The 14,377-nt window shown below is 70.1% G+C and carries 13 protein-coding genes; 8 read left to right on the top strand and 5 right to left on the bottom strand.

Annotated elements, in window-relative coordinates:
- The first annotated feature begins 106 nt into the window (after positions 1 to 106).
- The 4 genes from KNO15_RS15420 (at position 107) to KNO15_RS15405 (ending at position 5,555) form a co-directional block, all read left to right on the top strand.
- On the top strand, positions 107 to 1,315 hold the full coding sequence (locus tag KNO15_RS15420) for a GDSL-type esterase/lipase family protein (protein WP_241704657.1): 1,209 nt from the start codon (positions 107 to 109) through the stop codon (positions 1,313 to 1,315).
- Positions 1,316 to 1,323: 8 nt separating this feature from the next.
- The gene (locus tag KNO15_RS15415) at positions 1,324 to 2,064 is read left to right on the top strand and encodes a sugar phosphate isomerase/epimerase family protein (protein ID WP_241704656.1); all 741 of its coding nucleotides are present in this window, start codon (positions 1,324 to 1,326) and stop codon (positions 2,062 to 2,064) included.
- The gene (locus KNO15_RS15410) at positions 2,061 to 3,170 is read left to right on the top strand and encodes a Gfo/Idh/MocA family protein (RefSeq protein WP_241704655.1); all 1,110 of its coding nucleotides are present in this window, start codon (positions 2,061 to 2,063) and stop codon (positions 3,168 to 3,170) included. Before KNO15_RS15415 ends, KNO15_RS15410 begins: the two co-directional genes overlap by 4 nt.
- A gap of 114 nt (positions 3,171 to 3,284) precedes the next feature.
- Positions 3,285 to 5,555 carry an alpha-L-rhamnosidase gene (locus tag KNO15_RS15405; protein WP_241704654.1) on the top strand — a complete coding sequence of 757 codons (2,271 nt, stop codon included), beginning with the start codon at positions 3,285 to 3,287 and terminating at the stop codon, positions 5,553 to 5,555.
- 67 nt (positions 5,556 to 5,622) lie between these two features.
- Here KNO15_RS15405 and soxR read toward each other — a convergent pair whose 3' ends face one another.
- Positions 5,623 to 6,099: a redox-sensitive transcriptional activator SoxR gene (gene soxR, locus KNO15_RS15400; RefSeq protein WP_241704653.1), complete on the bottom strand. Its 477-nt coding sequence runs from the start codon at positions 6,097 to 6,099 to the stop codon at positions 5,623 to 5,625.
- Positions 6,100 to 6,123: 24 nt separating this feature from the next.
- Here soxR and KNO15_RS15395 point away from each other — a divergent pair, with 24 nt between their 5' ends.
- The 3 genes from KNO15_RS15395 (at position 6,124) to KNO15_RS15385 (ending at position 9,960) form a co-directional block, all read left to right on the top strand.
- Positions 6,124 to 7,515 carry an MFS transporter gene (locus tag KNO15_RS15395; protein ID WP_241704652.1) on the top strand — a complete coding sequence of 464 codons (1,392 nt, stop codon included), beginning with the start codon at positions 6,124 to 6,126 and terminating at the stop codon, positions 7,513 to 7,515.
- A gap of 206 nt (positions 7,516 to 7,721) precedes the next feature.
- On the top strand, positions 7,722 to 8,108 hold the full coding sequence (locus KNO15_RS15390) for an SHOCT domain-containing protein (protein ID WP_241704651.1): 387 nt from the start codon (positions 7,722 to 7,724) through the stop codon (positions 8,106 to 8,108).
- Positions 8,109 to 8,241: 133 nt separating this feature from the next.
- Positions 8,242 to 9,960 (top strand): SulP family inorganic anion transporter, encoded by a 1,719-nt coding sequence (locus tag KNO15_RS15385; RefSeq protein WP_241704650.1) that lies wholly within the window; start codon positions 8,242 to 8,244, stop codon positions 9,958 to 9,960.
- Between the two features lie 356 nt (positions 9,961 to 10,316).
- Here the strand turns inward: KNO15_RS15385 and KNO15_RS15380 are convergent, their stop codons facing one another.
- Positions 10,317 to 10,925 carry a DUF305 domain-containing protein gene (locus KNO15_RS15380; RefSeq protein WP_241704649.1) on the bottom strand — a complete coding sequence of 203 codons (609 nt, stop codon included), beginning with the start codon at positions 10,923 to 10,925 and terminating at the stop codon, positions 10,317 to 10,319.
- 81 nt (positions 10,926 to 11,006) lie between these two features.
- Positions 11,007 to 11,465, bottom strand: a complete 459-nt coding sequence (locus KNO15_RS15375) for a DUF6153 family protein (protein WP_241704648.1) — start codon at positions 11,463 to 11,465, stop codon at positions 11,007 to 11,009.
- 111 nt (positions 11,466 to 11,576) lie between these two features.
- On the opposite strand from KNO15_RS15375, the gene KNO15_RS15370 reads away from it, so the two are divergent.
- Entirely contained in the window at positions 11,577 to 11,849 is a 273-nt protein-coding gene (locus KNO15_RS15370) for an SHOCT domain-containing protein (protein ID WP_241704647.1), read from the top strand.
- A gap of 17 nt (positions 11,850 to 11,866) precedes the next feature.
- On the opposite strand, the gene KNO15_RS15365 is transcribed toward KNO15_RS15370, so the two are convergent.
- Positions 11,867 to 12,184 (bottom strand): metal-sensitive transcriptional regulator, encoded by a 318-nt coding sequence (locus KNO15_RS15365; protein ID WP_241704646.1) that lies wholly within the window; start codon positions 12,182 to 12,184, stop codon positions 11,867 to 11,869.
- Positions 12,185 to 12,203: 19 nt separating this feature from the next.
- The gene (locus KNO15_RS15360; RefSeq protein WP_374113177.1) at positions 12,204 to 14,363 is read right to left on the bottom strand and encodes a heavy metal translocating P-type ATPase; all 2,160 of its coding nucleotides are present in this window, start codon (positions 14,361 to 14,363) and stop codon (positions 12,204 to 12,206) included.
- Between the last annotated feature and the right edge of the window lie 14 nt (positions 14,364 to 14,377).

Here is a 14,377-nt window from a genome sequence, read left to right as displayed (position 1 = left end):
GCCCCCCCCCCCCCCCCCCCCCCCCCCCCCCGGCCCCCCGGGGGGGCGCCCCCCCCCCCCCCGGCCCCCCCCCCCGCCGACCGACCGATTCCACCGAAAGGACCACGTGATCACCACCGAGACGACGGACGCGCTTTCGCCCACGGGGCTGGAGGTGCTCGCCGCGAGCGTCCGCGGTGCCATCGAGCTGACGGAGCGCGACGGCGGCTTCGCCCCGCGCAGGCTCCCGGGCTGGACCCGTGCTCACCAGGCCGGCCCCGCCATCCAGCTCATGGCCGACCAGACACTCGGTGTGCGATTGGCCCTGACGACGGCCGCCACCCGGCTCGAGGTGGAGGTCGCGGTCGCGCGGATCGCCGCCCCCGCGGGCCACGAGCAGCGCCCGGCCGCGTTCGAGCTCGACCACGACGGCACGACCGAGCGGATCGACCTGACCGAGGGGACGCTCATCCACGGCGATCCCTCCGGCGACGTCCGCCGCGAGGAGGGCGACGTCTCGACACTGCGCTGGACGCTCGGCGGCGACGGCCGCACCGAGCGCCCTGTCACCCTCTGGCTGCCGCACACGGCGGAGGTCGTCGTGCGCGGTGCCCGCGCCGACGCCCCGCTCGTCGCGGCCTCCGCCTCCACCGCCCCGCTGTGGCTGCACCACGGCAGCTCGATCAGTCACGGTGGCGAGGCGGACGGACCGCGCGGACCGTGGGCGCAGCGCGCCGCGACCGAGCTCGGCCTCGAGCTGACCGACCTCGGGTTCTCGGGCAATGCCCTGCTCGATCCGTTCCTGGCACGCACGATCGCCGCCGAGCGGGCCGACGTGATCACCCTGAAGCTCGGCATCAACATCGTCAACATCGACGGGATGCGTCGCCGCACCCTGCTGCCCGCACTGCACAACTACCTCGACATCATCCGCGAGGCCCACCCGGCGACACCGATCCTCGTGATCACCCCGATCACGTCGCCGTCGCACGAGGACCTGCCCGGCCCCACCCGCGAAGTCGCCCCCGGCAAGGTCGCCGGGACCCCCCGCGCCTGGACCCCCGAGGACGGCACGCTCACCCTCGGCCGCATCCGGGAGCTGATCGCCGCCGGAGTCTCGTCGCGACAGCAGGGTGACCCGTGCCTCCACCTGCTCGACGGCCGGCTCCTCCTCGGCCCGGACGACGTCGACCGGCTGCCAGACGACCTGCACCCCGACGACGCCGGACACCGCCTCATGGCCGCCCGGTTCGTCCGCCTCGCACGCGACGGCGGATCGGCCGTCGGCACTGCGTTCGCCGCGCTCACGACCCCCGCAACCGACACCCCGACCTGAGGAGAACCGTGTCACCATCACCCCTGTCCGTCCAGCTGTACTCCATCCGGGAGGCGCTGGCCGAGGACCTGCCAGGAGCGCTCGCCCGCGTGCGCGGGATCGGCTTCGAGCTCGTCGAGGCGTACGACTTCGCCACCTGGCCGGGCCTCGGCGATGCGATCGCCGCCGCCGGGCTGGCGGTGCCGACCGCGCACAACCTCGTGCTCGGGCGTGACCAGGAGCAGATCTTCCGCGTCGCGGCCCAGCTCGGCATCGGCACGGTCATCGACCCGTACGTCCCGGAGGACCGCTGGACGACCGAGGAAGAGGTGGCCGCCGTCGCAGCGGAGTTCCGCGCCGCCGCCGCTATCGCCCGCGAGCACGGCGTCGCCCTGGCCTACCACAACCACGCCCACGAGATCCGTTCCCGCATCGGCGGCCGGACGGCTCTCGAGGTGTTCGCCGACCACGTCGGCGACGAGGTCGCGATCGAGCTCGACACCTACTGGGCGGCGGTCGGCGGCGTCGACCCCGTCGCACTGCTGCACACGCTCGGAGACCGCGTCACGGCGATCCACGTCAAGGACGGCCCGGCGACGGATGCCGAGATCGACCAGGTCGCCGTCGGATCCGGTTCGCTGCCGATCGCCGACATCCTCGCGGCGGCGCCGGACGCGCTGCACGTCGTGGAGGTCGACGACTCCCGCTCCGACCGCTTCCAGGTGATCGCGGACAGCTACGCGTTCCTCACCGGGGCGGTGACCGCATGAGCGCGCACCGTCCCGTCGGCGTCGGCCTGATCGGAGCCGGCGTCATCAGCGCCGAATACCTCGGCAACCTCACCCGTTTCCCCGGAGTCGACGTCCGCTTCGTCGCCGACCTCGACGAGGGTCGCGCGGCCGCCCGCGCCGCCGCCTTCGGCATCCCCGGCTCTGGCTCGGTCGAGCGCCTCCTCGCGGACGACGACGTGGAGATCGTCGTCAACCTGACGCTGCCGCAGGTGCACGTGGAGGTCGGGCTGCAGGCGATCGCCGCGGGCAAGCACGTCTGGAGCGAGAAGCCGCTCGGGCTCGACCGCGCGAGTGCGCGCCTGCTCCTGGACGCCGCCGCCGGTGCCGGGCTGCGCGTCGCTGCGGCGCCGGACACCTTCCTCGGAGCGGGCGTGCAGACCGCGCGCCGCCTCATCGAATCGGGAGCGATCGGAGTGCCGCAGTCGGCACTCACGCTGCTGCAGTCGCCCGGGCCGGAGAGCTGGCATCCGAACCCCGACTTCCTGTTCCAGGACGGCGCCGGACCGCTCTTCGACGTCGGGCCGTACTACCTGACGGCCCTGGTGCAGTTGCTCGGCCCGCTCGCCTCGGTCGACGCCGTTCTGGGCGCCGCCCGCCGGACGCGCACGATCGGCTCCGGCCCGCGCGCGGGGGAGACCTTCGCCGTCACCGTACCGACGTATGTCGGCGCCGGCTACCGATTCGTGAACGGCACGAGCGCGCAGAGCATCTTCAGCTTCGACTCCCACCTGCAGCGCACCCGCTTCGAGATCTCCGGCAGCGAGGGCACGCTGGTCGTCCCCGACGTCAACGGCTTCGACGGCGAGCTGCTGCTCCACACCGACGGCGGCGAACCGCGTTCGATCGCGGCGGTCGGGTCGACCACCACGCGAGGGACGGGCGTCGCCGAGCTCGCCGAAGCGCTCCGGGAGGGCCGAGCCGAGCGCGCGACGGGTGAGCTCGCCTACCACGTGCTCGATGCCATGGTCTCGACGATCGAGGCGGGGGAGGCGAGCTCACCCGTCGTGATCGCGAGCCGGCCCGAGGTGCAGCCGGCCCTCTCGCCGGAATGGTCCGCCCTCGCGGCGGAGCCCGTCGCGAGCTGACTGGGACCGGGGGCCTCCCGTCGGCATGACCAGCGGCGCGATGATGGGCTCGGCCCCCGGGCCCCATGACAACCGAGACCGAACACCGAACACCGAACCGAAAGACGCGAGAACATGACGTGGCACGCCCGGATGATCGCCGCCGACCGAGCCTTCGACGGAGCCCCGCTGCTGCGCAGGGAGTTCGCACTGGAGTGCGGCCACGGCGCCGTCGTCCGTGCGACCATCACCCTCACCGCCCAGGGGGTGGTGGAGGCCTGGCTGAACGGCCGTCCCGTCTCCGACGACCTCCTCACTCCCGGTTGGAGCAGCTACGAGTGGCGCCTCCGTTACGCGACCTACGACGTGACGGCGCTGGTGGAGGAGACGACCGTGATCGGCCTCGCCCTCGGGAAGGGCTGGTTCGGCGGCCGCCTCGGCTGGACGGGAGGGTCCGCCTGGTACGGGGACGAGCAGGGTGCGTTCGCGCAACTGGAGGTGGAGTTCGCCGACGGCAGCTCGCAGCTGATCGTCACCGACGACGCGTGGATGAGCGGCCCGAGCGCGGTGCTCGCGAACGACCTGTACGACGGTGAGACCATCGACGCCCGCCTGCGCGACGACGCCTGGAAGCTGCCGGGCTTCGCCGGCGACGGCTGGACCGGCACGCACGCGATCGACTTCGACACCGCCACGCTGGAGCCCTACATCGGGCCGTCCGTGAAGCGCTGGGCAGCCCTCCCCGTGCGGGAGATCAGCACCTCGCCGTCGGGTAGGACCCTGGTCGACTTCGGGCAGAACCTGGTCGGCTGGATCACGGTGCGCGTGCAGGGACCGGCCGGCACGGAGGTCACCGTCCGGCACGCGGAGGTGCTGGAGCACGGCGAGCTCGGCGTGCGACCGCTCCGCAGCGCGCAGGCGACCGACCGCTACATCCTCTCGGGAGGCGTGGACGAGTTCGAGCCGACGTTCACCTTCCACGGCTTCCGCTACGCCGAGATCACCGGGTGGCCGGGCGAACTGAGAGCCGAGGACCTCACCGCGATCGCGATCGGCTCCGAGCTGACCCGCATCGGCGAGTTCAGCAGCTCCGACCCGCTGCTGAACCGGTTCCACGAGAACGTGGTGTGGGGGATGCGCGGCAACTTCGTGGACGTCCCCACCGACTGCCCGCAGCGCGATGAGCGCCTGGGCTGGACCGGCGACATCGCCGCGTTCGCGCCGACCGCGGCCTACCTGTACGACGTCGAGGCGTTCCTCTCGGACTGGCTGGTCGACCTCGACCTGGAGCAGCGGCACAACGACGGGATCGTCGGCTTCGTCATCCCGGACGTGCTCAAGTACATGCCGCACCCGGAGTCCTTCGGCGAGCCGGACGCGACCGCGCTGTGGAGCGACACGGCCGTCTGGGTGCCGTGGGACCTGTACGAGGCGTACGGCGACACCGCGGTGCTGGAGCGTCAGTTCGACTCGATGGCCTCGCACGTGCGCAGGGTGAAGTCGCTGCTCTCGCCGGCCGGGGTGTGGGACGGCAGCTTCCAGCTCGGCGACTGGCTCGACCCGGACGCGCCGCCGGAGGACCCGGCGAAGGCGAAGGCGGACACGGGCGTCGTCGCGACCGCGTGCGCCTACCGGTCGGCGCGGATTCTGGCCGACACCGCTGCACTGCTCGGCCGCCCGGCGGAGCACGCGGAGTTCGAGGCCCACGCCGCCGGCCTCCGCGCCGCCTTCAACCGCGAGTACGTCTCGGACGGCGTCGTGCTGAGCGACTGCACCACGGTGTACTCGCTGGCGATCGTGTTCGGGCTGCTGGACGAGGTCGACGAGGAGTTCGCGGGCGACCGGCTGGCCGGGCTCGCGGCCGAGGCGGGCTACCGCATCTCGACCGGCTTCGCCGGCACCCCGTTCATCGCGGACGCGCTCAGCCGGACCGGTCACACGGATGTCGCCTACCGGCTGCTGCTGGAGAAGGAGTGCCCGTCCTGGCTCTACCCCGTCACGATGGGCGCGACCACGGTGTGGGAGCGCTGGGACTCGATGCTGCCGGACGGCACCATCAACCGGGGGGAGATGACGTCCTTCAACCACTACGCCCTCGGTGCGGTGGCGGACTGGATGCACCGGGTCGTCGGCGGCCTCGCGCCGCTGAAGCCGGGCTACGCGTCGGTGCTCGTCGCCCCGCAGCCGGGTGGAGGCCTGACCGACGCGGCGACGTCGCTGGACACCCGGCACGGCCGGGTGTCGGTGCGCTGGAGCCTCGACGGCGACCTCCTGACGGTGCACGCCGAGCTCCCCGACGACGTCGACGGCATTCTGCGGCTGCCCGGCCGTGAGGACCAGCGGCTGAGCGGGGGGCCGGTCTCGGTCACCACGGAGCTTCCCTCCTCCGTGGGCGCTGTGCGCTGACGGACGGACGAGGCGATCGAGCACGCGGCACGGACGTCTGCTCGACTGTGCATCCCACGTCCTGGAGCTATCCCGCTTCCTCCACGAACGGCGGCAGGCGCCTGGCGCCTTGGCCGTCCTGCCCGAGGACGTCGCCGGGATTCATGACGAGGCACACGCTGAGGGAGACGCACCCGCAACCGATGCACTGGCTCATCTCGCTCTGCAGGCGTTCCAGCTCGCGCTGACGGGCGGTGAGCTTGGCGCGCCAGTGCTCGTTGAGGCGGTTCCAGTCGCGGAGTGACGGCATCCGGTCGCGGGGGAGGGACTCGAACTGATCCGCTACCTCGCTGAGCGGGATTCCGAGCCGCTTGGCCACTTGGATGATCGCGATCCGACGTTCCATGTGCCGCGGGTACAGGCGGGTGCCGCCCGGCGTCCGCTGGGTGTGGATGAGGCCCTTGCGTTCGTAGAAATGCAGCGCGGAGGCGCTGACTCCGGTTCGCCGGACGACCTCCCCGATGGTGAGAAGGTCCGTCGGCTTGGGCCGTTTGATCTCAACCATAGTTGAGATCCTACGCTGACAGACATGACCACCCAGACAACCGCCGCTGCTTCTTGGCGGGCGCTCTTCACGGGCGCGAACGGACGCATCGTCATCGTCCTCAGCGGCAGCATCGCGCTCTACGCGATCACGACCTACATCACCGGTGCGGTGCTGCCCGCGATGACCGAACAGCTGCACGGAGACCGCCTGTACGCGTGGGTGAACACCGCGTTCCTCGCCGCGTCCATCGTCGGCTCCGCCGGCGCGAGCGCGTTGGCTTCGCGGTTCGGCATCCGTGCGTCGTACCTGCTCGGCTTCCTCGTCTTCGCCGCGGGGTCCGTCCTCATCGCCGTGTCGCCGACGATGGAGGTCATCGTGGCCGGTCGGGCGGCCGAGGGATTCGGTGGCGGATTGCTCTCGGCTCTCGCGTATGTGGCTGTGAGCGTCACGCTTCCCGCGGAGCTCTGGGGGAGAGCCACCGCCCTTGTCTCCGCCATGTGGGGAGTCGGCGGCATCGCGGGGCCGGCGGTCGGCGGTCTCTTCGGTACGGCCGACGTGTGGCGCCTGCCGTTCGTTCTTCTGGCGGGTATCGCCCTGGGGCTGGCTCTCCAGGCACAGAGGTCTGTGAAGACCGCCGGTGGTGGCCGGAGCGCTGGAGGCGGCCACCGCGGCTCGATCGCGGTCCCCTCGCTCCTGATCGTCCTGCTGGCCGTAACCGGCTTCAGCGCCGCAGCCCTCTTCGACGGGCCGGCACGACTGGGCTGGTTCGCCGCGAGCGTTGTCCTGCTCGGGATGTTCATCATCGTGGATGCCCGCTCGAAGACGAGCCTCCTGCCGCGCGCGACGTATCTGCGCGGGTCCGATCTGCGCTGGATCTACCTCCTCGTCGCCGTACTGGCCGGATCGGTGATGATCGAGGCGTTCCTACCGCTCTTCGGTCAGACCCTCGGCGGCCTGGCGCCGTTCGCGGCAGGGTATCTCGGAGCCGTTCCCTCCGTCGGCTGGACGACAGCCCAGTTCCTGAGCGCTTCCGTCGCGAGCGAGCGCGCCAAGCGCACTTTGCGCACCGTGGGGCCGGTGGTGACCCTCGCCGGTTTCGTCGCTCTGGCCGTCACGCCACCGACGAGCGGACTCGGGATGTTGTGGTGGCTCCCGTCGCTGGTGGCGATCGGCGCCGGCGTGGGATTGGCGTTCCCGCACTTGGCCGTGGCGGCGATGTCGACCGGCCGCGACGAGGGGGAATCCGCACAAGCGTCTGCGGGCATCAGCGTCGTTCAACTGCTCAGCAACACCGTGTTCACCTCCGTGTGCGGACTGCTGCTCTCCACACGGATCGCCGGAGTTGCAGATTCCCAGGCAATGGCGACCGGACTTGCGATCATCGTCGCGGCGGGCGTGGCGGTGGCCTTCACCGGCTTGCGGCGAAGCCGCTAGCGTGAAGCGGGGTGCTCGCTTTCCCCATCCGCACCACTGCGGATGCTGACCGGGTCAAGAACGGATAGGCACGGATGCAGCGGCCGACCGAGTCTTGGCTGTAGGGCGGATCCGCGCTCGATTCGGGTATAGCCACTGGGTTGCCCATGGTCGTACGTTGCGGGCACGCGAAGCGATCCCCGCCTCGCGGAAGGAGCGCCGTCGCAATGACTTTCTGGGATTTTCTCGTCTGGTCGTTCTGGTTCTACCTCGTGGTCGTCTGCATCTCGATCTTCATCCGTGTCTTCATCGATCTCTTCCGTGATCCCGAGCTCAACGGGTGGGCGAAGGCCTTGTGGGTGCTGTTCCTCGTCGTCTTCCCCTTCCTGGCAGCCTTCATCTATCTGATCGCCCGCGGCGGAAGGATGGCACAGCGCAGCATGGCCGGCGCGAGGCAGGCTCAGGTGCAGTCGGAGGACTACATCCGCTCCGTTGCGGGCAGTGGTTCTCCCGCGGCCGAGATAGAGGCGGGCAAGCAGCTCCTCGACAGCGGCGCGATCACGCCTGCGGAGTTCGAGGCGCTCAAAGCCAAGGCGCTCGGGGCGGCGGCATAGCCGCGAGCCGTCCTCAGGCCGAGGGTGGAGCGTGGTTCGTTCATCTCGCTCACCGAGCCGATGGGATCTGCGGCGACTTCGACGGTGACGCGGTACCTTGTTCCACTACTCGGCATTGCGGTAATACGAGAGAATGCCCAGGGCTCGGGGTGACCGTCCGGGCCTGGTCCCGCTCGTCGGCCAGCTCCGTTCCTATCGGCGCGCGTGGCTTCGCGGCGACGTGATCGCCGGGGTCACCGTCGCGGCCCTCATCGTCCCGAAGAACCTGGGGTACGCCGGCATCGCGGGTGTCCCTCTGCAGAACGGCCTCTACGCGGCCGCCGCCGGCGCGATCCTCTACGCGATCTTCGGGACCAGCCGGCAGATCTCGATGGGCCCCAGCTCGGGTCTCGCGGCCGTAGCGGCCAGTGCGGTGCTCGCGGCGAGCATCACCGGCGAGCAGGATGTCGCGTCCTTCGTGGCGGGCATCACGCTCGCCTCCGGCATCGTGTTCCTGCTGCTCGCCGTCTTCCGGATGGGCTGGATCGCGCAGTTCCTCTCGCGAGCCGTGGTCACGGGCTTCCTCTTCGGCGCGGCGATCGACGTCGTGATCGGGGAACTGCCCAAGCTCACCGGAACCGAGACCAGCGGCGCCAACCCGATCCAAGAGCTGTGGTCGTGGTTCGGGACGCTGAATGAGGCGCACCGGACGACCGTGCTGGTCGGGGCCGTCTCACTCGTCGTCGTCTTCGGGCTGCGGGTGATCGCTCCGCGGGTCCCTGGCGCCCTCGTGCTCGTCGTGGGCGGCCTGCTGGCTTCGGCGCTGCTCGGCCTGGAGGCCAAGGGCGTCGCGGTGGTGGGGGAAGTGCCGCGGGGACTGCCGCTGCCGAAGCTCCCGGACGGGCAGCTGCTGTGGGAGCACGCGGGAACTGTCGCGCTGGCCGCTGTGGCGTTGGTGATGATCGGCTTCTCCCAGACCGCGGGCGACGCGCGCACCTTCGCGGCCAAGCACCGCTATCGGATCGACATCAACCAAGAGTCGGTCGCCCAGTCCGCCGCGAACATCGGTGCCGGGCTCTTCCAGGGGATGCCGGTCTCCACGAGTCTGTCGGCGAGCTCGCTGAACGACCGCTCGGGCGCCAGGACAGGGCTGGCCTCCCTCACCTCGGGCGTCACAGTGCTGCTCACCCTGCTGATCTTGGCGCCGCTGTTCTCGATCCTGCCCAAGGCGGTCCTCGGGGCGCTGATCATCGAGGCCGTGGTCAGCGGCATGATGGACGTTCCGGAGATGCGGCGGCTGTTCCGCGTGAAGAAGGTCGACTTCTGGATCGCGATCGTCGCACTCCTCGCGACCCTGGTATTCGGCGTGCTCGCCGGTGTGATCATCGGGATCGGGCTTTCCCTCGTGTGGCTGGTCGCGGTGGCCACACACCCGGAGATGCCGACCCTCGGCCGCGAGCGGGGGACCCAGGTGTTCCGTGAGGTCGAGTCCAACCCGGGGGACGAGGTACTGCCTGACGTCGCGGTGGTGCGGTTCGACGCCGGTCTGTTCTTCGCCACCGCGGACGCCCTGGAAGACCACCTGCGGGACGTCATCCAGGCGAAGCCGGGCCTGACCGCGATCGTCCTCGACTGCGGCGGAGTGAACTTCATCGACGCCCAGGGCGCGGCGACCGTGGCCGACATCGTGACTCTGACCCGCGACGCCGGGGTACACCTCCGATTCACTCGTCTCAAGCCGCTGCCGAGGGCTGTTCTCGAACGCGACGGTGTCATCGAGCTCGTGGGGGCGGACCACATCCACGGCAACATCCACCGGGCTGTCGAGGCGGAACGCAACGGTACTGACGACCGACGCGGCGGCGACGCGTGATGCGCTGAGGGGAGCGTCGCACTGTTCAGAGACCGCCTCCATATCTGAGCATCAGCCGTCGCCCGGGCACCGAGCGAGCCCCTATGGAAGCTCCCACAACTGCAGTGCGCGAGAACGGGGCCAGGTCGCATCGCGTGGGGAGTGAGCGACCAGAGGGCTCGCGATGACCGGTACCTGCCGCGTTGGTCGGCGAAGCCGAACTCGCCCGGCCCCCCTTGCCCTCGCCCGGCGATCGAAATCGACGTCCTCGACCCGCACGCCGACCATCTCGGCCCAGCACTGACAGGCGCAGCAGGGCAGGAGATGATCGGCGCGCGGTGGGAGTGCGGCGCCCGCGTGTGGTGGACCCCCGAAGGTTACAGGCTCGCGAGGAGCTCCTTCATCGTGGTGATCTCGGCGGTCTGCGCCGCGGCGATCTTCGTGGCCAGGGCGACGGCGTCGGTCGCCTTCCCCTTCTCGATCTCCGTCGTGGCCATGGTGATGGCACCCTGGTGGTGCTGGATCATCTGGGCGAGGAACAGTTTCGACGCGTCGGTGCCGGAGGCGTTCTTCAGGGCGTCCATGTCCTGCTGCGACATCATCCCGTCACCGCCCATGTCCATCCCGCCCCTGTCGGTCTTCTGGCCCCAGGTGCCCAACCATCCCCTCAAGGTGTCGATCTCCGGCTGCTGGGCGGCCTTGATCTTCTGAGCGAGGTCGGTGACCCGCGGGTCAACACCCTGTTTGGCCAGGAGGGTGTCGGACATCTCGATGGCCTGTCCGTGGTGGGGGACCATGCCCTCGGCGAAGGTGACGTCGGCCTGGTTGTGGTCGGAGGTCGCCGTGTCGGTGCTCGAGTCGCCGTGGTCCATTCCGGGCATCTTGCCCATGCCCGAGTCGTTCCCGGAGGAGCCGGCGGTGCAGCCGGCCAGTGCGGCCGCGGCCAGCAAGGCGCCGGAGGCGATCGCGATCAGTTTGGTGTTCATTGTGTGGTCTCTTTCGTCGTGTGAAATCTGCGGATGGTGGGCAGGCTGAAGCACCCCGCCGTGTGCGGGGTGCAGCGTGCGTCATCTGCGGTCGACGGAGAGAGCCAGAAGAGATGGTGGCCGTGGCACGACGGCGCGAGCCACCATCCTGACACGATTCGTGGGAGCGGCGCGCGAGCCGAGACCGAGCAGTGCCCGGCCGAGTGCGGGAGCCATCAGGAGGATGGTCGCCGCAAGGAGCGCGAGCGTGCAGACCATGGCGGTCATGTCGTGCATCGGGTCGCAGCCGCCGGCTGTGCATCCACTGCTCATGCCGTCGTGGGGTGCCGGCGCTGCGACAGCCGTCACGTGCACGTGGTCGGTGTGCGCCGTCGAGAGGGACGGTGATGCGTCACTCGCGGCGTACTCATGCGGCCGGCTGAGGGGCGTGCTGACCACGTGCATGGCGAGGATCCCGGTCACGATGCCCGCGATGGCGATCAGGAGGACGAATACGCAGCGCCAGGTGCGGGTGGGCATCGAGATGCAGTCGGCGAGCATTCCTCCTCCTTCCGGGAGACGACGTAGCGGCGCAGTCTGGATACCCGCCGGGGGTTCGACAGTGACAGGACTTAGTGCCCGGTCCTCTTCGGTATCCACACGCAATGCTGAGTGGAGGAGACAGAAGAGGAGGCGGCCGTGTTCGGGATGATGGGCGGCTTCGGCGCGTGGTGGATCGTCGGGCTGCTGGTGCCGTTGCTGATCATCGCGATCGTTGTCGTGCTGGTCGTCACACTGACCCGACGTGGTCCGTCGGGCGGAGCGAACCCCGTGCCGCCGCGTTCCTCCGCCCGGGCGATCCTCGACGAGCGCTACGCCCGGGGTGAGATCGATCACGAGGACTACGTCAAGCGGCGCGACGAGCTGGATCGTTCAGGCAGCTGACCCGGCGGCTCGTCCTCCTACGAGCGCACGAGCCGGGCGATGGCGTCGCTGGCTTCCTGGATCTTGGCTTGCCCTTCCTCTCCGTCCAGCAGCACGGCGTCGGCGACGCAGTGCTTGAGATGGTCATCGACCAGGCCGAGGGCGACGCTCTTCAGCGCGGAGGTCAACGCCGAGATCTGGGTGAGGATGTCGATGCAGTACTGCTCCTCGTCGACCATGCGGGCGATTCCGCGGGCTTGCCCCTCGATGCGGCTGAGGCGGCGCAGGTAGCCGGCTTTGTCGGTGATGTAGCCGTGTTCGTGTTCGTGCTCTGTGGCGGTCGTGGTGTCGTTCATCGAGTGCTCCAACGGATGGTCAGACGCGGGTGGCGGGTTTCGGGGTCTCCGGCAGCGTACGGGATCGGTCGAGTGCGGCTCGGGCACTGGTCGCGGGCCGCAAGTCCAGTCGGCGCAGCAGCTGCGCGTTGAGCGCGACGACGATGGTGGACAGCGACATCAGGATGGCGCCGACAGACATCGGCAGGACGAAGCCGACAGGGGCGAGGACCCCGGCGGCGAGCGGCACGGAGATCAGGTTGTAACCCGCTGCCCACCACAGGTTCTGCTTCATCTTGCGGTAGCTCGCTCGGGAGAGCTCGATCACCGAGAGCACGGAGCGGGGGTCGTCGCTGGCGAGGATGACTCCTGCGGAGGCGATCGCGACATCCGTGCCGGCGCCGATGGCGATGCCGACATCGGCCTGGGCGAGGGCGGGGGCGTCGTTCACGCCGTCGCCGACCATCGCCACTTTGCGGCCTTCTGTCTGCAGTTCTTTGACCTTGGCGGACTTGTCCTCGGGGTGGACGCCGGCGAAGTACCGGTCGACCCCGAGTTCTGCGGCGACCGATCGGGCGACGGCGTCGGCGTCGCCGGTGATCATCACGACCTGCACGTTCACGGCGTGCAAGGCGTCGACAGCCTGGTGCGACTCTTCGCGGATCTCGTCGGCGAGCTCGAGCGCACCGGCCACCCTCCCATCGACGAGGACATGCAGGATGATGGCACCGTCCTCGCGCCACGCGTCGGCGACCCGGAGCTCGTCAACTCCGGCCTCCCGAAGAAGGTTGGGGCCGCCGACCTGGACGTGATGCCCGTCGACCGTCGCCGACACCCCGACGGCCGGCGAGGACTCGAACCCTGTCGCCGGGATGACCTCCACGTGGCGGGCGGCCGCGGCGTTCACGATCGCGCGGGCCAGCGGGTGCTCGGAGTCGGCCTCGGCCGCCGCTGCCAGAGCCAGCAGCTGATCCGAGCTGATGCCGTCGGTCGTCTCGACGGCGGTCACGACGGGCTCGCCCTTGGTCAGAGTGCCGGTCTTATCGAAGAGCACCGTGTCGACGGTGCGCATGCTCTCCAGCGCCAGCCGGTCCTTCACCAGCACGCCACCGCGGGCAGCGCGTTCGGTGGCGATGGAGACGACCAAGGGGATGGCCAGGCCGAGCGCGTGCGGGCAGGCGATCACCAGAACGGTGATGGTCCGCACCACGGCCTCGTCGGGTAGCCCGATCATCGTCCAGACCGCGGCGGTGATGACGGCCGCGCCGAGGGCGAACCAGAACAGCCAACCGGCCGCGGTGTCCGCGATCCGCTGCGCCCGGGAGGAGGAGTTCTGGGCGTCGCTGACCAGGCGCTGGATTCCGGCGAGGGCGGTGTCGTCGCCGACGGCGGTGATCTGCACGCGCAGGCCGGAGTCGGTGGCGACGGTGCCGGCCACCACGGCATCGCCGATGTCGCGGCGGACGGTGCGGGATTCGCCGGTGATCATCGACTCGTCCATGCTCGCCGAGCCGGAGACGACGCGCCCGTCGGCGGGGATGCGTCCCCCGGGTCGCACGACGACGACATCGCCCACCTGCAGGTCGGCCGGCGCCACCTGCACGGTGCTGTCGCCCTCCACCCGCTCCGCCTCATCGGGGAGCAGCGCGGCCAGGGAGTCCAGCGCGGAGGTGGTCTGCGCCAGCGAACGCATCTCGATCCAGTGCCCGAGCAGCATGATCACGATCAGGAGCGCGAGCTCCCACCAGAAGTCGAGCTCGTGATCCAGGATGCCCAGGCTCGCGCCCCACGAGGCCAGGAAGGCGACCGTGATCGCCAGCGCGATCAGCAGCATCATGCCGGGCTTGAGTGCCCGCAGCTCGCTGACGGCGCCGGTGAGGAAGGGCCGGCCTCCCCACACGTACATGACGGTGCCGAGGACGGGTGAGATCCACGCCACCCAGGCCGCGTCGGGCAGCGGGTATCCCAGGATCATGGCGAACATCGGAGAGAAGCCGACTACGGGGACGGCGATGATCAGCATGATCCAGAACAGGCGGCGGAACTGCTCGACGTGGTCGCCGTGGCCGGCGTGCCCGCCCGTTCCACCGTGTCCGGCGTGCCCGGCCATGTCGTGGCCGGCGTGCCCGGCCATGTCGTGACCGGTGTGCCCATCCATGTCGTGCCCGGCGTGGTGGTCGTGCTCGTGGTTGTCGGTCATTGTGTGAGCCCTTC

It is taken from the genome of Leifsonia shinshuensis (genome assembly GCF_022606355.1).
GTDB lineage: Bacteria > Actinomycetota > Actinomycetes > Actinomycetales > Microbacteriaceae > Leifsonia > Leifsonia shinshuensis_B.
The sequence above is the reverse complement of the archived record's forward strand: the minus strand, read 5'-3'. Positions and strand labels throughout refer to the sequence as shown.